The following is an 18,994-nucleotide window of genomic DNA, read 5'->3' as shown; positions in this document are numbered from 1 at the left end:
CCGTTCCGTTGATAATCAATGAGATTAGCAATCTACACGACTATCCTGGACGAGTGGCCCCGCTCGACGACCCTCCCGCTGCGCACGACGACCGCCGTGAGCGCGAGCGTGCGCGCCGAAGCGACGCCCCGCTGGGCGACGACGATCTGCGGGCGCGCGTGCAGCGCGTCGCCCTGCGCCAGCAGCAGTTCGAGAAGCACGTCGCCGCCGCCCTCGCCGTCGACGCACCCGGGCTCGAGGCGATGGACCACCTCATCTCGACGGGACCCGCCACCCCCACCGAGTTGGCCCGGCGCCTCGGCATCTCGACCGCCGCGATGACGCTGGTGCTGCACCGCCTCGAGAACGCCGGGCACATCCGCCGCGAACGCCACCCCCACGACGGCCGCAAGCTCGTGGTCACCGCCGTCGACGACTCCCGCGACAGGGCGCGCGAGCTCGTCACGCCCCTCATCGAGGGCGTCGAGACGGTGGTGCAGGCCATGGACACCGCGGAGCGCGCAACCGTGCAGCGCTTCCTCGACCGGCTGATCGACGCCTACGACGACGCCCTCGATCACTCCGGCGCGTGAGTCGCGTCTTCGGCGAAGACCTGCGACGCGATGCGGAACGCCGTGTTCGCGGCCGGCACGCCCGAGTAGATCGCCGCCTGCAGGATGACCTCGCGGATCTCGTCGATCGTCAGGCCGTTGCGCAGCGCCGCCCTCAGGTGCATCGCGAGCTCCTCGTGATGTCCGTGCGCGATGAGCGAACTGAGCACCGCGATCGAGCGCGACCGGCGGTCCAGACCCGGACGCGACCAGATGTCGCCCCACGCGACGCGCGTGATGAAGTCCTGCCAGTCGGCGGTGAGGTCGGTCGTCGCCGCGGTCGCGCGGTCGACATGCGCGTCCGAGAGCACCGCGCGGCGCACGGCCATCCCCTGGTCGTGGCGTTCCTGGTCGGTGGGCATCAGGCGGCCTTTCGAGAGGTGGAGGCGAAGAACGAGCGCAGCAGGGCGGCCACGGCCTCGGGCTGCTCGGCGGGGGGCAGGTGCCCGGCGCCGTCGATGCGCTCGACCCGACCGTTGCGCACGCCCGCCGCGATCTCGACGGCCTTGGCCTCGGGGGCGACGGCGTCGAACGCCCCCCACGCGGCGAGCACGGGCACGTCGATCCGGCCGAGATCCGACCGCATGTCGTAGGCGGCGAGCGCCTCGCAGCAGCGGGCGTAGCTGTCGTCGTCGGCGTCCTGCAGCGCGTGCAGCAGCCGGCCGGTCAGCTCGGGGCGCCGCGCGATCGAGTCGGGGGCGAACCAGCGTTGGGCCGAGGCGACGATGAGGCTCGACGTGCTCTGCGCCCGCGCCTGCGCGGCGCGCTCGGCCCAGGCGCCGGGGTCGCCGAGCTGGGCTCCGGATGCCACGATCGCGGCGGCACGAAGACGATCGCCGTGCCGCAGCGCGAGCTCGAGTCCGGTGGCTCCCCCGAGCGAGACGCCGGCGTAGAGGAAGGTGTCGTCGGGTACGGCCGCGGCCACGGCATCCGCGAGGTCGGCGACCGTGAACGCCTCGCGCGCGACGGGCCCCGTGCCGTGGCCGGGGAGGTCCCACGCGGCGACGCGGTAGTCGTCGGCGAGCAGCGGCACGACGTCGTCCCAGAGGATGGTCGAGGTGCCGAGCGACGGCCCCAGCACCACGAGCGGCGCGTCGGGCGGGCCGACCGGCTCGGTCAGCGAGATCAGCGACACCGCACTCATTCGTCCACCCCGTGTTCGTCCAGGCTGTGTTCGTCCAGGCTGTGTTCGTCCGGCCCGTGTTCGTCCGGCCCGTGTTCGTGTGCGCCCGATGCCGCGCGTTCTGCGCGGCCGCCGCCTGTCTCGCCGCCGACCCCGCCCCGCGCCAGCCACGGCGCCAGGCCGACGTACGCCGACGGGTCGAGCACGGCGTCCACGTCGAGTCCCGCCGCCTCGGGCAGCGCGCGCAGGCGCTCCGCCAGGTCGCCGTCGCCGGCGAGCAGCTCGGCGAACCGCGGCGCGCCGATGAGCGGCACGAGCACTCCGCGCAGCCGCTCGCTCACGAGTCGACCGCCGGTCAGCCCGGCGTTGCGCTGCGCCGCCGACACGTCGACCCGCAGGTGAGACGCGAGCGACGCCGCGTGCCGCGCCGCCCCCAACGCCAGACGCAGCAGCTCGCGCAGCGTCGGCCACTCCGCGTGCCAGGCGCCGTCGGGACGCTCGTCGACGGCGAGGGAGGCCGCGAGGTGCAGCGTCGCCCCCAGCTGCGGAGCGCGCAGGGCGGCGGAGCGGATCAGCACCGCCTCGGCGGGGTTCTGCTTCTGCGGCATGGCCGATGATCCGCCGCCCACGCCCTCCGACACCTCGCCGATCTCGGTGCGACCGAGGGTCGCGACGTCGGCGGCCAGCTTGCCGAGCGCGTCCAGAACCTGCACCAGGGCATCGCCGAGCTCGGTGATCGGCCAGCGGGTGACGTGCCAGGGAGCATCGGGGGCGTCGAGGCCGGCGGCCCGGGCGAACGCCGCGGGCAGCGCCGCCGCGTTCTCGTGCGAGCCCGTGATCTCGACGAACGAGGCCAGGGTGCCGCCGGCGCCGGCGAGCTGCGCGGGGTACGCGAGCGCATCGATGCGCGCGAGCGCCCGCTCGATGCCCCGCGCCCACGTCGCGGCCCGAGCGCCGACCGTCGTGGGGACGGCGTGCTGGGTGAGGGTGCGAGCGGCCGCGACGTCGTCGGCGTGCGTGACGGCGAGCTCCCGGGCCCGCTCCCCCGCGATGCGCAGCGACGAGCGCACCTGCTCCATGGCGCGGCGCGCGACGATCATCAGCGCGGTGTCGAGGATGTCCTGGCTGGTGGCGCCGCGGTGGATCCACGACCGGCAGTCGGCCGGCACCTGTTCCTTGAGCATGCCGACGAGCGGGATCACGGGGTTCCCCCCGGCGACCGACGCCGCGACCAGCGCGCCGACATCGACATTGCGCGCGGGGAGATTCCGCGCGGGCGAGCCGCCCCTCTCGTCGAGCCCGAAGACGTGGTCGACCTCGACCGCCACCTGCCGCGGCGCGACGCCGAGGTCGGCGTAGGCGGTGACCAGAGCGCACTCCGCGCGAACGAGCGCGTCCAGCACGAACCCGTCCGACACGAGCAGGTCGTGCCCCACCGTCACCGGCGAGAGCAATCCGACGTCGACCACCGTGGGGGGCTCAGAAGGCAAGGAAGACCGTCTCATTCTCGCCCTGCAGCCGGATGTCGTGCCGCAGGCCGCCGTCGGCGGTGCGCGTCGCGACGACAGTAGCGCGCTCCTGCGGCGTCAGAGAGGTCAGCAGCGGGTCGACGGCGAGCGCGGCGTCATCACCGGGCACGTAGATGCGGGTGTGCAGCTTGTCGGGCAGCCCCCGCGCGAACACGATCGCCGCGTAGAAGGCGGCGCGGCCCCCGATGCCACCGGGCTCGCGGGTCCAGAACTCGAAGTGCCCCTCGTCGTCGGTGAACGCGCGGCCGAAGCCGGTGAAGGTGTGGTCGTCGCGGCGCAACGCGCCCCGCGCCCGCGGCACCGAGCCGTCGGCCTCCGCCCCGAAGATCTCGATGAGCGCATCGGGGATGGGTGCTCCCGCGCCATCGAGGATCGTGCCGCCGAGCACGATCGCGCCGGGCGAGTGCGGGAAGGCGACCTGGTGCTGCTTCGGGAACTCCAGGCCGTAGGCGAAGAACGGCCCCACGGTCTGGCCGGGGGTGGCGCGGTGGGTCTTGGGGGGGACGGCGCTCATCACTCGTCGCCTTCCTGCTCGAAGTAGGTCGCATCGGCGCCGTCGACGACGATGTCGAAGCGGTACCCCGTCGCCCATTCGGGCGAGGTGAGGTCGTGGTCGTAGACGCCCACGAGGGCGTCGCGGTCCTTCTGCCGGTGGATGCTGTTGTAGATCGGGTCGAGCGCGAACAGCGGGTCGCCGGGGAAGTACATCTGCGTGACGAGCCGCTGGGTGAACGACGAGCCGAACACCGAGAAGTGGATGTGGGCCGGCCGCCAGGCGTTGCGGTGGTTCTTCCACGGGTAGGGGCCGGGCTTGATCGTGGTGAAGCGGTACTCGCCGTTCTCGTTCGTGACCGCGCGCCCCGCGCCGGTGAAGTTCGGGTCGAGCGGGGCGGGGTGCTGGTCGCGCTGGTGGATGTAACGCCCGGCCGAATTGGCCTGCCAGATCTCGATGAGCTGGTTCGCCACCGGGCGTCCCCACGAGTCGAGCAGGCGCCCCTGCACGCTCATGCGCTCACCCAGCGGTTCCCCGGCGTGCTGCAGCGTGAGGTCGGACTCGATCGCGGCGACGTCGCGCTGCCCGAAGGCGGGCGAGAACAGCTCGATCGTCTCGGGGTCGACGAGCCGGGGATTCTTGGTCGGATGCCGCAGCACGCTCGAGCGGTACGCGGGGAAGTCGTGCGCGGTCGCGCCGAGGCGCTCACCGGCGGCATCGAGGGCGTCGAGTTCGGCGTGACGGGCGCGGATCTCGTCGACGATCTGACTCTGCGTCGCCTGGTCGGGGGCGGCGAGCAGCGTCTCGGGGGCGGCGGCGGGGTGCGACATGGGGTCTCCTTCGACACGTCCATCGTCCGGCACCGGCCACCGAGGCGCCAGGGCGTTCCCGCTGAATGGGAGTCATGGCATCCTGAGCCCATGGCGAACTCCTCCTCGGGCGATTCGGTCACCGACCGGCTCGTGCGCATCCTCGAGACCTTCACCCCCACGCGCACCGCCCAGACGACGGCCGACATCGGTCGTCGCGCCGACCTGCCGAGCTCGTCCGCGCACCGGATCGTGAACGAACTCGTGGATGCCGGACTCCTCGAGCGCGACGACGAGCGCCGCGTGCGCGTGGGCATGCGACTCTGGGAGCTGGCGACGCGGTCATCGCACGCGCTGCGCCTGCGGCAGGCCGCCCTGCCGTATATGGAGCGCGTGCAGCAGAGGGTGCGCGAGCACACGCAGCTCGCGATCCTCGAGCACGACGAGGCCCTGTTCCTCGAGCGTCTGAGCGCGCCCGACTCCGGCGCCAACATCACCCGCGTCGCCGGCCGCCTGCCGGTGCACGCGTCGTCGTCGGGGCTGGCACTGCTGGCCTTCGCTCCGCACGACCTGCAGGAACGCGTGCTGGCGGGCCCCCTCGAGGCGGTGACCCCCGAAACGATCGTCGATCCGGCCGCACTCCGACGCACGCTCGCCGAGATCCGCACCCTGGGGCGGGTGGTCGCCCCGGGATACGTCGACGCGGTGTCGACCGGCGTCGCCGTGCCCGTGCGAGACGAGACCGGGGCCGTGATCGCAGCGCTGTCGGTGGTGCTCCCCCGCGATGCCGAGACGCAGTTCGCGCTCGTCGAGCTGCACCGCGCCGCCCGCGACACGGAGCGCGCGTTGGGCTACCGCCGCTGACGGCCGCGCGCGAGCGCGTGAGCTCCTCTACCGCGTCCCGATGAATGGGAGAGTGCGGCTGGGCGGGCGGGGGTGAGGGGCACCATCGACTCAGCACCGTCGAAGGAGACGCCCATGAACCCCACCGTCCGCACCCGCGTCGCCATCGTCGGCGCCGGCCCCGCGGGGCTGCTGCTCTCGCACCTGCTGGCCCAGTCCGGCATCGAGTCGATCGTCATCGACCAGCGCTCCCGCGACGAGATCGAGAGCACCATCCGCGCCGGCATCCTCGAGCAGGGCACGGTCGAACTGCTCGACACGATCGGTCCCGCCTCGCGCGCCCGCACCGTCGGGAACCGCCACGACGGGATCGAACTGCGCTTCGAGGGCGAGGGGCACCGCATCGACTTCGCCGACACCGTCGGTCGCGCCGTCTGGCTGTACCCGCAGCACGAGGTACTCAAAGATCTGATCGCCGCGCGCCTCGAGGCCGGTCAAGACCTGCGCTTCGGCGTCACGGCCGAGCGCATCGACGACGCCGACACCGACCGGCCCCGCGTGATCGCGACCGATGCCGAGGGCGCCCCGTTCGAGATCCAGGCGGACTTCGTCGTCGGCTCCGACGGCTCCCGCAGCGTCGCCCGCGCGAGCGTCACCGGCTCGAGCCAGGGCGGCTACTTCCGCGAGTACCCGTTCGCCTGGTTCGGCATCCTGTGCGAGGCGCCGCCCAGCAGCGAGGAGCTGATCTACAGCAACTCCCCCGACGGTTTCGCGCTCGTCAGCCAGCGCTCCGACACCGTGCAGCGCATGTACTTCCAGTGCGACCCGCACACCGACACCGCGGCGTACTCCGAGGAGCAGCTGTGGGACGAGCTGCAGAAGCGCGTTCCCGGAACGACGCTGAAGCAGGGCCCGATCTTCCAGCGCGACGTGCTGCGCTTCCGCAGTTTCGTGGCGCACGAGCTGCGTCGCGACCGCGTCGCCCTCGTCGGCGATGCCGCCCATACCGTGCCGCCCACGGGCGCGAAGGGCATGAACCTCGCGATCGCTGACGTGCGCCTGCTCGCCGCCGCCCTCGGGGCCCTGCTGGTCGACCGCGACGCGCGCCTGCTCGACGCGTACCCCGAGACCGCGAGCCGCCGCATCTGGAAGGCCCAGCACTTCTCGTGGTGGATGACGAGCCTGCTGCACGTGGCTCCGGATGCCACCGACTTCGACCGCCGCCGCCAGCTCGGCGAGCTGCGCACCGTCGTGGAATCGGAGCACGGCCGCGCCTACCTGGCCGAGGCGTACTGCGGCTGGCCGTTCGACGCCTGAGCCCCGCCCGTGCGGGCCCGCTCCGGTCCGGCCTTGCGCTCGCCCCGTCCCTGCGCCCGCGCCCGCCCTGCTCCCGTCCGGCCCTGCGCCCGCCCTTGCGCCCGCCCGGCCCTGCGCCCGCGCCCGCCCTGCTCCCGTCCGGCCCTGCGCCCGCCCTTGCGCCCGCCCGGCCCTGCGCCCGCGTCCGCCCTGCTCCCTCCGGGCGCCCGAACCCCTGTTGAGTGTCCAGAACACGCCGCCCCACGCCGCCCCGATGCGGCGTGTTCCGGACACTCAACACCGGGGGTGACGGCGCGAGGGGTCACGGCCGAAGAGGACGCGCGCGCGGAGGGGGCGAGCTCAGCGCTTCGGGAAGGGGCTCGGGACCAGGGGCACCGCGCCGGTGTGGCCCTCGCGCTCGGCGGCGAGCTCGGCGATGCGTTTGCGGCACGCGAACCAGCCGATCGTGATGAGGATGCTCGCCCCGATCGCCACGAGCAGCGTGGCGGGTGAGTCGATGAACACCAGCACCATCACCACCGCGAGGAACACGAGCGTGAGATAGCCCGTGTAGGGCGCCCAGAACAGCCGGAACGCCGGTCGCACGAGCTCACCGCGGTCGGTCAGGCGCTTGAACTTCATCTGGCAGACGATGATGGTCGCCCAGGTGACCAGGATGCCGACGGCGGCGACGTTCAGGACGGTCTCGAAGGCGTCGCTGGGGTTGACGTAGTTGATCACGACGCCCAGCAGCGCGACGACCGCGGTGATCGCGATCCCGCCGTACGGGACGCCGGCCTTGTTCATGCGCGCCGCGAACTTCGGGGCCGAGCCCGCGACCGCCATCGAACGCAGGATGCGGCCGGTGGAGTAGAGCCCCGCGTTCAGCGACGACAGCGCCGCGGTCAGCACGACGAGGTTCATGATGACGTCGACCCCGGGCACCCCGATCGAGGCGAAGAACGTCACGAACGGGCTCTCGTCCTTGGAGTACGCCGTGTACGGCAGCAGGAGCGAGAGCAGCAGCACCGAGCCGACGTAGAAGATCGCGACGCGGAAGATGACCGAGTTGATCGCGCGCGGCATGATCTTCTCGGGGTTCTTCGTCTCGCCGGCGGCGGTGCCCACGAGCTCGATCGAGGCATAGGCGAACACCACGCCCTGCATCAGGATGATCGCGGGCAGGATGCCGTTGGGGAAGAACCCGCCGTTGTCGGCGATGAGCGAGAAGCCGACGGGTGCGCCGGTGGGGGTGCCGAAGACGACGAAGTAGATGCCCACCAGCAGGAACGCGACGAGGGCGGTGACCTTGATGAGCGCGAACCAGAACTCCAGCTCGCCGAAGACCTTCACCGACACGAGGTTGACGGCGAGCACCGTCACCAGGGCGGCCAGGGCCCACACCCACTGCGGGACCGCGGCGATCCACGGCACGTACTTGCCGAAGAAGTTCATGTAGAGCGCAGCCGCGGTGATGTCGACCATCGTCGTCGTCGCCCAGTTGATCCAGTAGAACCAGCCCGAGACGAATGCGGCTTTCTCACCGAAGAACTCGCGGGCGTACGAGACGAACGACCCCGACGTGGGCCGGTGCAGCACCAGTTCGCCGAGCGCGCGCAGGATGAAGAACGCGAAGAGGCCGCACACCGCGTACGAGATGACGATGGCGGGCCCGGCCTGGGCCAGGCGTCCGCCCGCACCGAGGAAGAGGCCGGTGCCGATGGCGCCACCGATGGCGATCATCTGCACCTGACGCCCGGTGAGCCGCTTGTGGTAGCCGGCGTCCTCGAGCTGCACGGTCGACGTGGGGGTCGGCTCGACGGCATCGCCGGAGCGCGGGGTGGAGTCGTTCACCTCCCCATCATTCGATTCACGCAGCGTCTGTCCAGGAAGCGCGCCGCGTGCCGCGGCATCCCGAGCTCACGGATACCGCGGGCTCAGAGCCACTTCTTCCACTTGAACGTCAGCCACAGACCCGCCGAGACGGCCACCATCAGCAGTAACGCGAGCGGGTAGCCGTACTGCCACTCGAGCTCGGGCATGTTCTTGAAGTTCATGCCGTAGATGGCTCCGATGAGCGAGGGGCCGAACAGGATCGCCGCCCAGCCCGAGATCTTCTTCACCTGCTCGTTCTGCTCGAGCGAGGTCTCGGTCTGGCGCTGGGTGACCAGGGTGGCGTTCACGGTGAGGGCGTTGTCGAGGATGGCGCGCAGCGCCGTGAGCTTGTCGCACTGGCGCAGCACGTGGTCGAGCACGTCGCGCAATGACCGCTGCAACTCGATGTCGACGCCGTACTTCTCGGATCCGCGCAGCAGCGCCTCGAGCATGTCGCGCAGGGGTTCGGTCGCGCGTTGGAAGTGGATCACCTCGCGGGCGAGCTCGTAGATGCGCTGGGTCAGTTCGGCGCCGCCCGCCCCGAACAGCTGGTCCTCGATCTCGTCGACGTCGTTCTGCAGGCCCCGCGCCACGGGGTCGTACTGGTCGACCACCTCGTCGAGGATCGCGTAGAGCACCGCTTCGGGGCCCCGCGCCAGCAGGTCGGGCTGCTTCTCGAGGCGGTGGCGCACGTGCGCGAGGTCGGGGACCTCGGCGTGACGCACCGTCACGACGTAATCGGGCCCGATGAACACGTGCAGCTCGCCGAATTCGATCGTCTCGGTCGCGTCGATGTAGCGCGCCGGGCGCAGCACGGCGAAGAGATTGCCGCCGTACCGCTCGAGCTTCGCGCGCTGGTGGCCGGTCAGGGCGTCTTCGACGGCGAGGGGGTGCAGCGAGAACTCGGCGGCGACCCGCTCGAGCTCTTCGGGCGAGGGCCGCAGCAGGCCGATCCAGGCCATCCCGCCGTGGGCTTCCATGTACTCGAAGGTCTGGTCGAGACTCGAGGGATTCTCGATGCGGTGACCGCCGACGTACACGGCGCTGTCGATGATGGGCATGGTTCCGTTCTACCCCCGCCAGGTGTCCGTGGGGTGACAGCGAGCCCTGCGCGGGCCGAGCGGGTTCAGCGCCGCGCGCGCCCCTTGTTCGCGACCTGCATCGACCCGGCGATCGTCAGCACGACGCCCATGGCCGCGGCGAGGCCGTTGTTGGCGACGCTCGCACCCGACGAGATGTCGACGATGGCCAGCACGAGGTTGACCACCCCCGCGACGATCATGAGCCAACCGACGAAGGAGAGGAGTTTGAGGCGATCCACGGGTGAACCATAGCGCGAAAAGAGCGACCCCGGTCGCTCCTTCTTCGGGTCCTTCCGCTATGGTTCGCGAGCGAGATCCGCCTGCCGGCGCCCCGCCCCCGTGCTCACGACCGGGCCGGGCGTGGCATCCCTCAGCCGAGGGGCTCGCCGAGCGCTGCGGCGGCACCGGGTCCCGGATGCCGTGCCCCGGCCGCGCGTCGTGTCGCCGCCCGCACGGCGCCGATGCTGGCCGCGATGACGAGCCCGATGCCGACGAGCTCGAGCCACGAGAGGTGCTGCCCGAGCAGGAGGAACCCGGCGATCGAGGCCGTCGCCGGCCCCAGGCTCATCAGGATCGCGAACGCCGAGGCGGGGAGCCGCCTGAGCGCGATGAGCTCCAGCGCGTAGGGGATGGTCGACGATAGCAGCGCCACCGCCGCTCCCACCGCGAGCAGATCGATGCGCAGCAGCGCGGACCCCGCCTGCCACACCCCGAACGGCAGGGCGATCACGGCGCCGACCGTCATGGCGAGGGCGAGACCGTCGAGGCGGGGGAACTCCCGGCCGACGCGCGCCGAGGCGAGGATGTACAGCGCCCAGCTCACCGCGGCCCCCAAGGCGAAGACGACTCCGAGCGCGTCGAGGCGGTCCCACCCGCCCGCACCGAGCGCCACCACCCCGGCCAGGGCGAGCCCGGCCCACAGCCACCGGGCCAGGCCCGCCGAGGTGAGGATCGACAGGGTCAGCGGGCCGAGCACCTCGATCGTGACGGTGACGCCGAGCGGCAGCCGCTCCAGCGCCAGGTAGAACAGCCCGTTCATGCTCGCGAGGACGACGCCGAAGCCGACGACCGAGCGCCACGCCGCCGCGTGGTGCCCCCGCAGGCGAGGCCGCGCGATGAGCAGCAGCAGGACGGCCGAGAACAGCAGGCGCAGCATGACGATGCCGAGCGGTCCGGTCTGCGGGAAGAGCATCACCGCGAACGAGGCGCCCACCTCTTGGCAGGCCAGGCCCACCAGCACGAGCGACGCGGCCGACCCTTGGCCGCCGCGAGCGATCATCGCGGGGTCACGCGGCGGGCTGCGGGCAGATGGCGTTGGCCAGGATGCCGTCGCGCATCTGCTGCGAGGTCCACGGCAGGCCCGCCTCGGGGGCGGTCTGCCCCTGCGCCGCGGGGGCCTTCGACGCGATGGCCGCCAGCTCCCACGCCAACCACGCCGACGTCATCTTGTTGCCGCCGGAGTTGTTCAGCACCACGGCGATCGACATGCCCGTGCGGGGGTCGGCGAACGCGCCGACCATGTAGCCGGGCATCCATCCGTACTGTCCGATGAGCGACCCGGCCTGGAAGGCTCCCCCCGACGCCGTGAACCACGTCGGCTGGTCGCCCCCGACGGGGACGGGTGAGGCGAAACGGTCGTCGCCGTCGGGGAGCAGGGCACCCGAGGCGAGGGCCTGGGCGTAGTGGCCCAGGTCGGTGATGTCGGTCACGGCACCCGCGGCGGCACCCCCGTAGCTCGCCGACATCTCGGTGAACTCGCGCGGGTCGGTGCAGTTCCATACGCCCTCGGGGCTGGGCTGCGACCAGTAGCCCTGCAGCGACGACGCGGCGGGGTTCGCGGGGGCCGAGGACGGCAGCGCGGTCGCGTCGAGACCGAGCGGCTCGGCGACCCGCTCCGAGATGACCTGCGCGAGCGACTCGCCCGTGGCCCGCTCGACCGCGAGGCCCGCCAGCAGATAGTTCGTGGCGGAGTCGGCGAACGAGGCGCCCGGGGCGTTCACGCGGGGGCTCGCGATGCCGTAGGCCATGAGCTCGCGCGGGTTCCACGCGCGGTCGGGGTTGTTGAGCACCATGCCCTCGAGCACCGAGGTGTACGACGCGAGTCCCGAGGTGCCGTCGCACAGCTGACGCAGCGTGATGTCCTCGTATCCGGGCAGGTTGCTGACCCACTGCGTGATCGGGTCGCTGAGGCTCAGCGTCCCGTCGGCGGCCAGTCGGTACACGGCGTCGCAGGTCATGGCGCCGGTCACGTCGGCCGCGCGGAAGGTCAGGTCGGTGGTGACCTCGGCGCCGCCGGGGCCCTGCGTTCCCAAGCCCGACACCCAGGTGCCGCTCCAGGGTGCCCAGACGCCCACGATGGCGCCCGTCGAACCCGTGGCGGCCATCGCGGTGGTGACGGCGTCCTGCAGCTCCGAGACGGTGGCCTCGGGAAGGGGGGCGTCGACCTGCGCGGGAACGTCGAGGGCCACCGACGCCTGAGGCGTGCAGCCGCTCAGAACCACGGCGAGCGCGCTGGCGCCCGCGATCGCGATGGCCGCGGAACGACGCCATCCCCGCATGTGTTACCCCCAGGAATCCGAGCGCGGCGAAGCGCCCGCTCGAAAGATTCAAACACACGCCGCCTGAACGTCACCGCCCCTTGCATCCTGGACTCGTCACGTCTGCATCACATCTGGGGGCGGCCGCGGGGCGGATGCCGCGAACTCCGTCGAAATCAGGGGTTAGGCCAGCCTAACTCTTTGCGTATGATGACGTCATGAACGCCGTCATCCCGTTCTCCACCGCGCTGCGCGAACGTTCCAGCAGTGCGCACTCCACGAACGAGTGCGACGGGTTCATGACCGAGCTGCTCACCGGCAGCGGCACCCGCGACGACTACGTCGCCCTCGTCGCCCAGCACTGGTTCATCTACTCGGCCCTCGAGGAGTCGGCGGTCGCTCTGCGGCGCGACCCCGTGGCATCGGTGTTCCTCAGCGACAAGCTCACGCGCCTCCCCGCCCTCGAGGCCGACCTCGCGTTCCTGCTGGGTCCGACGTGGCGCGAGAGCGTCACGCCGCTGCCCACCACGCAGGCGTACGTCTCGCGCATCCGGCGCGTGGCGGCCACCTGGCCCGGCGGCTTCGTCGCGCACCACTACACGCGGTACCTGGGCGACCTGTCGGGCGGGCTCTTCATCGGCCGGCTCATGCAGCGCCGCTTCGGTTTCGACACCAACGGCATCGGCTTCTTCCTCTTCGGCGACATCGCCGACCCGAAGGCGTTCAAGAACGTCTATCGCGAGCAGCTCGACGCCGCCCCCTGGGACGACGACGAGAAAGAGCGCGTCATCGCCGAGGTGCTCGTCGCCTACCGCTTCAACACCGAGCTGTTCGCCGACCTCGCGCGCGCGAAGGCGGCTCAGGTCGCCTGAGCCGCCGCCTGTTGGCGGCCGAGCCACGCCTGCTTCATGAAGCGGCGCACGTCTTCGTCGACCCGGATGTCGCTGGGCCGGAGCGGGCGCGTCAGGTACAGGCCGTCGATCGAGGTGAGACGGCTGAGCGCGACGTAGGTCTGCCCGGGGGCGAAGGCGCCGGCGCCGAGGTCGACGACGGCGCGGTCGTAGGTCTTGCCCTGCGACTTGTGGATCGTCACGGCCCACGCCAACCGCAGCGGGAACTGCGTGAACTCCGCGACGATCTCGCGCGAGAGGTTCTTCGTGCCCGGGTCGTAGGCGTAGCGGTACCTCTCCCAGACCGCGGGCTCCACGTCGTGCTCGGTGCCGTCGACCTCGACGCGCACGCTGTCGCCCGCGATGCGCGTGACGGTGCCGATCGTGCCGTTGACCCAGCGCGGCGCCTCGCCGAACTGCGCCCCGTCGTTGCGCAGGAACATCACCTGCGCGCCGACCTTGAGCGTCAGCTCCATCTCGGCGGGGTAGTTCGCCTCGCCGCGGCCGAAGTCGCCCGAGATCTCGGCGGCCGCCGTCTGCGTGCGCCCGATGAGCTCGTCGAGGTGGCGCCGGTTGATCGTGTTCACGCGGTCGTTGCGGGTGGCGAGCGTGATGATCGGGTGCTCGCCGTCGGCGGGGTGAGGAGGGGTGCGCGCCCCGGCGGTGTTGAGCACCTCGGCCATCTCGGCCGTCACCCGTCCGTAGCGCACCGCGTTGAGCAGGGTCTTGAACCCGGGGTCGGACTGCCGGTGGATCTCGACGAGCTCGTTGACGTGCAGTTCGGCGCCGTGCCGGCCGATGTCGATGAGACCGTCGCTGGCCGACTCCCCCGACCACACCTTGGCGTCGAAGAACCAGAACGAGCGGTAGTGGTCGTCGATGTAGCGCGCCTCGTCGCCGCGCGGCGGCACCGGGGCGAGCTGGTACGGGTCTCCGAACATCACGACCTGCGTGCCGCCGAACGGCTCGGCGCGACGACCCCGGGCCTGACGCAGGGAGCGGTCGATGGCATCCATCAGGTCGGCGTTGACCATCGAGATCTCGTCGATCACCAGGGTGTCGATCGCGTTGAGGATCTTGCGGGTGGCGTCGTTCTGGTCGATGTCGCCGTTCGCGATGAGACCGATGGGCAGGCGGAACAGCGAGTGGATCGTCTGGCCCTCGACGTTCAGGGCCGCGACCCCCGTCGGTGCGCACACGGCGATCTGCTTCTTCGTGTTCCACGCCAGGTGCTGCAGCAGCGTCGACTTGCCCGTGCCCGCCCGGCCCGTGACGAACACGTGCTCACGGGTGTCCTCGATCAGCCGGAACAGCGCCTGCTGTTCGGCGGAGAGGGGCGGCGTGGTCACCGGTTCATGCTAGTTCGCACCGCCGTCGCCGGGCGGCGGGGTGTGGACGCGTCGTCGGACCGGGAGCGGGCAGGCGTCTCGCACGACGGCTCGGTGCGCACCAGCAGCCAGCGCGCCTCGCCCGAGAGCACGTCGGCGACGTGGCTGCGGAACCGCGGGCACTCGGTGATGTCGTGCGCGCGGCACCGCAGGGCGTGCTCGGTCATCGCGCGGGCCTGGGCGATGTCGGCCGCGCGCCGATCGAGCTCGGCCACGTGCTCCTCGAGCACCCGGTGGCGGTCGGGCGCGTCCTCGTCGAGCAGCACCTGGATCTGCTCGAGCGACAGCCCCGCGGCCTTGTTGCGCAGGATCACGGCGATGCGCACGCTGTCGCCCTCGTCGAAGCGCCGGCGCCCCGCGGCATCCCGCCCCGGGCGCAGCAGCCCCTCGTCTTCCCAGTAGCGCAGCACGTGCGTCTCGAGCCCGAATCGCGCCGCTGCCTCGCCGATCGACTCCCCGCTTGACTTCATGTCGACATGAAGTCACACCATGGACGAGAACGCAAGCGGAAGGAACCCTCATGTACGACGCGATCATCATCGGCGGCGGCCCCGCCGGGCTGCAGGCCGCCCTCACCCTGGGTCGAATGCACCGACGCACCCTGCTGCTCGACTCCGGCACGTACCGCAACGCCACCGTGAGCCACGCCCACAACCTGCTCACCAACGACGGCCGCGACCCGGCGGAGCTGCGTCGACTCGGTCGTGCCGAGATCGGCGCGTACGCGACGGTCGAGATCCGGGATGCCGTCGCCTCCACCGTGGCGCAACAGGGCGACGAGCTGACGGTCACCGTCGACGACGAGCCCCTGCGCGCGCACGCGGTGATCCTCGCCACCGGCGTGACCGACGATCTCCCCGCGATCCCCGGCCTCGCCGAGCAGTGGGGCGACCGCATCGCCAACTGCCCCTTCTGCCACGGCCACGAGTTCGCCGGTCGTCCCGTCGCGGTCGTGAACGCCTCGCCGCACGCGGCGGTGCTGGCCCGCATGCTCGAGCCCGTGGCATCCGAGGTGCACGTGGTCGACCCGGCACGCGTCGAACGGGTCGACGGCACGGCCGACGGGCTCCGCCTGCTGCTCGACGAGGGCGGGCACCTCGACGTGGCCGGCGCGTTCATCGCTCCCACCTGGCGCCCGAGCGCCCCCTTCGCCGCCCAGCTCGATCTCGCCGTGACCGAGGCGGGGGCCGTGCGCACCGACGCCTTCGGGCGCACCAGCATGCCCGGTGTCTACGCGGTCGGAGACCACGCGCAGGCCGAGCACCTGCCCGGGCCGATGTTCTCGCTCGCCGCGGCCATCGCCGCGGGGCAGCTGGCCGCGGTCGCCGTCGTGCACTCGCTCGTCGCCGACTGAGACGCGCGACGCGGGCGCCACTCCGCCCCTCCCGGTGCGCCCGCGTGACGCCGCGGGGCGGCGCGCGGCATCTGCGCAGGTGGGCTTCTTAGACTGGGGGCGTGGACAACGCCGGCGGGGGCCCCGCGACGCCCAGGGGCGTCACCGGTGCGCGCCCGCGCGGGCGGTTCGAGATCCCGGCGATCATCGTCATCGGCATCCTGCTGCTCGCCGCCCTGGGCGGGGGAGCCGCGTCGCTGTACCGGGAGTTCTACAGTCCCCGCGCGTTCGTCATGCACTACCTCGAGCTGCTGCACGACCGCCGCGCGGCCGAGGCGCTCGCCGTTCCGGGTGTCGCCGTCGACTCCGCCGATCTCGAGGCAGCGGGCCTTCCGGCGACCGCGTCCGAGGCGCTGCTGAGGCCCGAGGCACTCACCCCGTTGATGGATGCCGCGATCGTCGACGAATCCGTCGAGGGAGACGTCACCCGCCTGACCGTGTCGTACACGGCGGGCGGGTACGCCGGCACCACCACGCTGTCGGTGCAGCGCGACGGCGGGTCGAGCCTGCTGCCCCGCTGGCGGTTCGCCCGGAGCCCGCTCGCCGTGATGGACCTGTCGGTGCAGGGGTCGATGCGCTTCTCGGTCAACGGCTTCGAGGTCGACAAGCGCCAGGTGTCGATCGAGGGGGCCGACACCGATCCCGCGGCCGAGGTGCCGCTGCTCGTCTTCTCTCCCGGGCTGTACTCGGTCGCCGTCGACACGGCGATCTCGGCGACCCCCGGGGTGGCCGTGCTCGCCGATGCGCCCCTGGCCGGCATCCCGATCGACGTGCAGGCCGAACCGACCGAGGAGTTCATCGCGGTCGTGCAGCAGCGCGTCGAGGACTTCCTCTCGTCGTGCGCCGAGCAGACGGTGCTGCAGCCCACCGGGTGCCCGTTCGGGTTCACCGTGCGCAACCGCATCGACGGTGCCCCCGCATGGTCGATCGTCGAGCAGCCCGTCGTCACGGTGGTGCCCGACGGCGCCGGCTGGCGCATTCCGTCGGCCAAGGCGGTCGCGCACATCCGCGTCGACATCCGCTCGATCTTCGACGGCAGCGTGCGCTCGGTCGAAGAGGACGTGCCCTTCCGCGTCGACGGCGCGATCACGGTGCTGCCCGACGGCACCGCCTCGATCCTCGTGGGCGGGCAGTCCGACTGAGCGGGATCAGCCGCGCTGGCGTGCGGCGACGCGGGCGTCGCGCTCGGCCATGCGCGCCAGCTCTTCGTTGTACGCGTCGAGTTCGAGGTCTCCGACCCGGTCGACGTGCCGATCGCGGCGCTTCTGCTGCCGTTCGTCGCTGCGGCTCCACTGGATCGCGACGGTGATCGCCAGGATGAGCGTCGGGATCTCGCCCACCGACCAGGCCACGCCACCGCCGACGTACTGATCCTGCAGGGGTGTCGCCCCCCAGGTGCGCCCCATCGCGCCGAACCACTCGGCGACCATGAGGCCGGAGTTCATCATGATCGCGATGCCGAAGAACGCGTGCATCGCCATGATCGCGATGAGCACCAGCAGACGCATCGGATAGGGCAGGCGGTAGGGCACCGGATCGATGCCCACGAGGCTCAGCACGAAGAGGTACCCCGTGACGAGGAAGTGCGCGACCATCCAGATGTGGCCGACGTGGTCGTACAGCGACCACCGGAAGAGGTCGGTGTAGTAGAACGCCCACAGCGAGCCGATGAACAGCCCCGCCGCGACGTACGGGTTGGTGAGCACCTTCGCGACCGGGTTGTGCACCGCCCAGAGGATCCATTCGCGACCACCGCGGGTGCCGTCGTCGCGTTTGCGGATGGCCCGCGCGGCCAGCGTCACCGGCGCCCCCGTCACGAGCAGCAGGGGGATCGCCATCGACAGCAGCATGTGGCCGATCATGTGCATGCTGAACAGGTAGTCCTGGTACACGTTGATCGGTCCCGAGGTGACCCAGAACACCCCCAGCATGCCCAGGATCCACATCACGGTGCGGTGGATGGGCCAGGCGTCGCCGCGGCGGTGCAGGCGCCAGACGCCGGCCAGGTAGAAGAACACGGCGAAGGCGACGACGAACGCCCACAGCAGGTCGACGTCCCACGCGGTGAACCAGCGCTCGAGGGTGAGCTCGGGCGGCAGGGGCGAGCCGGTGAGCACCTCGGCCGGGGTCTGACCGACCAGCGGCGCCTCGACGGGCGGGGCGGTGCGCGCCAGAGCGGCGGCGGCACCGCTGGCGACACCCATGAAGACCAGTTCGAGGGTGAGGATGCCCCAGAACCGCCGCGAACCGGGCTCGTCGGCCATGCGCGAGATGAGACGGCGGCGGTACCACGCGCCGAGGATGCCCATCGCGAGGAGTGCGGCGACCTTGACCAGCACCAGGAAGCCGTAGGTCGAGAAGAGGTTCGACACGTCGAGCAGCGTGATCGAGGCGCGGACGGTGCCCGAGACGGCCACGACGACGAAGGCCACCAGCGCGATCGACGAATAGCGCAGCAGCACCGCCTGCAGCTGCCGGCGCGACATCGCCGGGCGCACGACCACGAGCAGGACGAGACCGCCCAGCCACACGGCCGCGGCGATGATGTGCAGCACGAGCGAGATCACCGCGGCGTTGTGACTGGCCTCGGTGCCCGCGTGACCCTGCGTCCCCATCGGGATGAGCGATGCCAGAGCCAGGATCGCGACGAGCAGGGTGGGGATCCACGACCGCACGGCGAAGGTCAGCACGGTCAGCACGGCACCGGCGATGGTCGTGATGAGCCACGCCTGACCCAGCGGACTCTCGACCAGGAAACGGCCGAGCTGCTGACCGAAGACGGCGTCGAGGGTGGGCTTGGCGTTCAGGACGTTCAGGAACGTCAGGTACCCGGTGGTGGCGGCGGCGATGGTGAAGACCGCCGCGCCGATCGACGCGGTGTCGAGGGCGATCTCGAACGGCCGCTCCCCCGCGGGCAGGGCGAACAGCGCCAGCACGAGGGAGCCGACCAGGGTGGCCGCCGAGAGGTTGACCAGCACGGTCGCGATCGGGAGCCCCCACCGCACGACCGGACCGGGGTCGGCGAGCTGCACCTCAGCGGCTCCGCCGCCGTACGCCAGTCCCGCCACGACGGCGATCAGCGAGACCGCGATCAGGATGACGGGTCCCGCGACGCGGAGAAGGCGGGGATTCACCCCTCCAGACTA

At 71.6% G+C, this 18,994-nt stretch carries 19 protein-coding genes; 6 read left to right on the top strand and 13 right to left on the bottom strand.

All coding sequences use genetic code 11. The features are described from left to right. Positions 1–53 precede the first annotated feature (53 nt). A complete protein-coding gene (locus tag IFU40_RS17145; RefSeq protein WP_191925268.1) occupies positions 54–572 on the top strand; it encodes a MarR family transcriptional regulator in 519 nt (172 codons plus the stop codon). Here IFU40_RS17145 and pcaC read toward each other — a convergent pair. From pcaC to pcaH, 5 genes are read right to left on the bottom strand one after another with little or no spacing between them, the layout of a single operon-like run. Beyond that, a complete protein-coding gene (gene pcaC, locus IFU40_RS02655; protein WP_070408993.1) occupies positions 557–952 on the bottom strand; it encodes a 4-carboxymuconolactone decarboxylase in 396 nt (131 codons plus the stop codon). The two genes, IFU40_RS17145 and pcaC, sit on opposite strands and share 16 nt — an antisense overlap. After that, positions 952–1,734, bottom strand: a complete 783-nt coding sequence (locus IFU40_RS02650; protein WP_191925267.1) for an alpha/beta fold hydrolase — start codon at positions 1,732–1,734, stop codon at positions 952–954. The genes pcaC and IFU40_RS02650 overlap by 1 nt, the downstream gene beginning before the upstream one ends. After that, the gene (locus IFU40_RS02645) at positions 1,731–3,203 is read right to left on the bottom strand and encodes a lyase family protein (protein ID WP_191925266.1); all 1,473 of its coding nucleotides are present in this window, start codon (positions 3,201–3,203) and stop codon (positions 1,731–1,733) included. The genes IFU40_RS02650 and IFU40_RS02645 overlap by 4 nt, the downstream gene beginning before the upstream one ends. After that, a complete protein-coding gene (gene pcaG, locus IFU40_RS02640; protein WP_191925265.1) occupies positions 3,193–3,756 on the bottom strand; it encodes a protocatechuate 3,4-dioxygenase subunit alpha in 564 nt (187 codons plus the stop codon). Before pcaG ends, IFU40_RS02645 begins: the two co-directional genes overlap by 11 nt. Further along, the gene (gene pcaH, locus IFU40_RS02635) at positions 3,756–4,565 is read right to left on the bottom strand and encodes a protocatechuate 3,4-dioxygenase subunit beta (RefSeq protein WP_055832539.1); all 810 of its coding nucleotides are present in this window, start codon (positions 4,563–4,565) and stop codon (positions 3,756–3,758) included. Before pcaH ends, pcaG begins: the two co-directional genes overlap by 1 nt. A gap of 90 nt (positions 4,566–4,655) precedes the next feature. On the opposite strand from pcaH, the gene IFU40_RS02630 reads away from it, so the two are divergent. Together IFU40_RS02630 and IFU40_RS02625 are read left to right on the top strand one after the other, a co-directional pair. Further along, a complete protein-coding gene (locus IFU40_RS02630; protein ID WP_055832537.1) occupies positions 4,656–5,408 on the top strand; it encodes an IclR family transcriptional regulator in 753 nt (250 codons plus the stop codon). A gap of 114 nt (positions 5,409–5,522) precedes the next feature. Further along, positions 5,523–6,704, top strand: a complete 1,182-nt coding sequence (locus IFU40_RS02625; RefSeq protein ID WP_191925264.1) for a 4-hydroxybenzoate 3-monooxygenase — start codon at positions 5,523–5,525, stop codon at positions 6,702–6,704. A 339-nt stretch (positions 6,705–7,043) separates the two neighbouring features. On the opposite strand, the gene IFU40_RS02620 is transcribed toward IFU40_RS02625, so the two are convergent. The 5 genes from IFU40_RS02620 to IFU40_RS02600 form a co-directional block, all read right to left on the bottom strand. Then, positions 7,044–8,480 (bottom strand): amino acid permease, encoded by a 1,437-nt coding sequence (locus IFU40_RS02620; RefSeq protein WP_070409936.1) that lies wholly within the window; start codon positions 8,478–8,480, stop codon positions 7,044–7,046. Between the two features lie 140 nt (positions 8,481–8,620). Beyond that, on the bottom strand, positions 8,621–9,619 hold the full coding sequence (locus tag IFU40_RS02615) for a magnesium and cobalt transport protein CorA (RefSeq protein WP_070408988.1): 999 nt from the start codon (positions 9,617–9,619) through the stop codon (positions 8,621–8,623). A gap of 65 nt (positions 9,620–9,684) precedes the next feature. After that, a complete protein-coding gene (locus IFU40_RS02610) occupies positions 9,685–9,879 on the bottom strand; it encodes a hypothetical protein (protein WP_191925263.1) in 195 nt (64 codons plus the stop codon). Between the two features lie 131 nt (positions 9,880–10,010). Next, positions 10,011–10,919 (bottom strand): EamA family transporter, encoded by a 909-nt coding sequence (locus tag IFU40_RS02605; protein ID WP_191925262.1) that lies wholly within the window; start codon positions 10,917–10,919, stop codon positions 10,011–10,013. 7 nt (positions 10,920–10,926) lie between these two features. Then, positions 10,927–12,198 carry a serine hydrolase domain-containing protein gene (locus IFU40_RS02600; RefSeq protein ID WP_191925261.1) on the bottom strand — a complete coding sequence of 424 codons (1,272 nt, stop codon included), beginning with the start codon at positions 12,196–12,198 and terminating at the stop codon, positions 10,927–10,929. A 197-nt stretch (positions 12,199–12,395) separates the two neighbouring features. Between IFU40_RS02600 and IFU40_RS02595 the strand changes: the two genes are divergently transcribed. Continuing rightward, a complete protein-coding gene (locus IFU40_RS02595; protein ID WP_055934960.1) occupies positions 12,396–13,049 on the top strand; it encodes a biliverdin-producing heme oxygenase in 654 nt (217 codons plus the stop codon). Here the strand turns inward: IFU40_RS02595 and IFU40_RS02590 are convergent. Continuing rightward, entirely contained in the window at positions 13,037–14,416 is a 1,380-nt protein-coding gene (locus IFU40_RS02590; RefSeq protein ID WP_055832523.1) for an ATP-dependent DNA helicase, read from the bottom strand. The two genes, IFU40_RS02595 and IFU40_RS02590, sit on opposite strands and share 13 nt — an antisense overlap. Next, positions 14,413–14,925 carry a MerR family transcriptional regulator gene (locus IFU40_RS02585; RefSeq protein ID WP_082516413.1) on the bottom strand — a complete coding sequence of 171 codons (513 nt, stop codon included), beginning with the start codon at positions 14,923–14,925 and terminating at the stop codon, positions 14,413–14,415. Before IFU40_RS02585 ends, IFU40_RS02590 begins: the two co-directional genes overlap by 4 nt. 50 nt (positions 14,926–14,975) lie before the next feature. On the opposite strand from IFU40_RS02585, the gene IFU40_RS02580 reads away from it, so the two are divergent. Further along, positions 14,976–15,809 carry an NAD(P)/FAD-dependent oxidoreductase gene (locus IFU40_RS02580; protein ID WP_191925260.1) on the top strand — a complete coding sequence of 278 codons (834 nt, stop codon included), beginning with the start codon at positions 14,976–14,978 and terminating at the stop codon, positions 15,807–15,809. Between the two features lie 101 nt (positions 15,810–15,910). Then, positions 15,911–16,990 carry a hypothetical protein gene (locus IFU40_RS02575; protein ID WP_070408984.1) on the top strand — a complete coding sequence of 360 codons (1,080 nt, stop codon included), beginning with the start codon at positions 15,911–15,913 and terminating at the stop codon, positions 16,988–16,990. A gap of 6 nt (positions 16,991–16,996) precedes the next feature. Here the strand turns inward: IFU40_RS02575 and IFU40_RS02570 are convergent, their stop codons facing one another. After that, entirely contained in the window at positions 16,997–18,982 is a 1,986-nt protein-coding gene (locus tag IFU40_RS02570; protein WP_191925259.1) for a cytochrome c oxidase assembly protein, read from the bottom strand. Positions 18,983–18,994 lie beyond the last annotated feature (12 nt).

Origin of the sequence: Microbacterium sp. CFBP 13617 (assembly GCF_014839445.1) — a bacterium.
Classification (GTDB): domain Bacteria; phylum Actinomycetota; class Actinomycetes; order Actinomycetales; family Microbacteriaceae; genus Microbacterium.
Note: the sequence above shows the minus strand (reverse complement) of the source record. Positions and strands in the feature narration are given on the sequence as shown.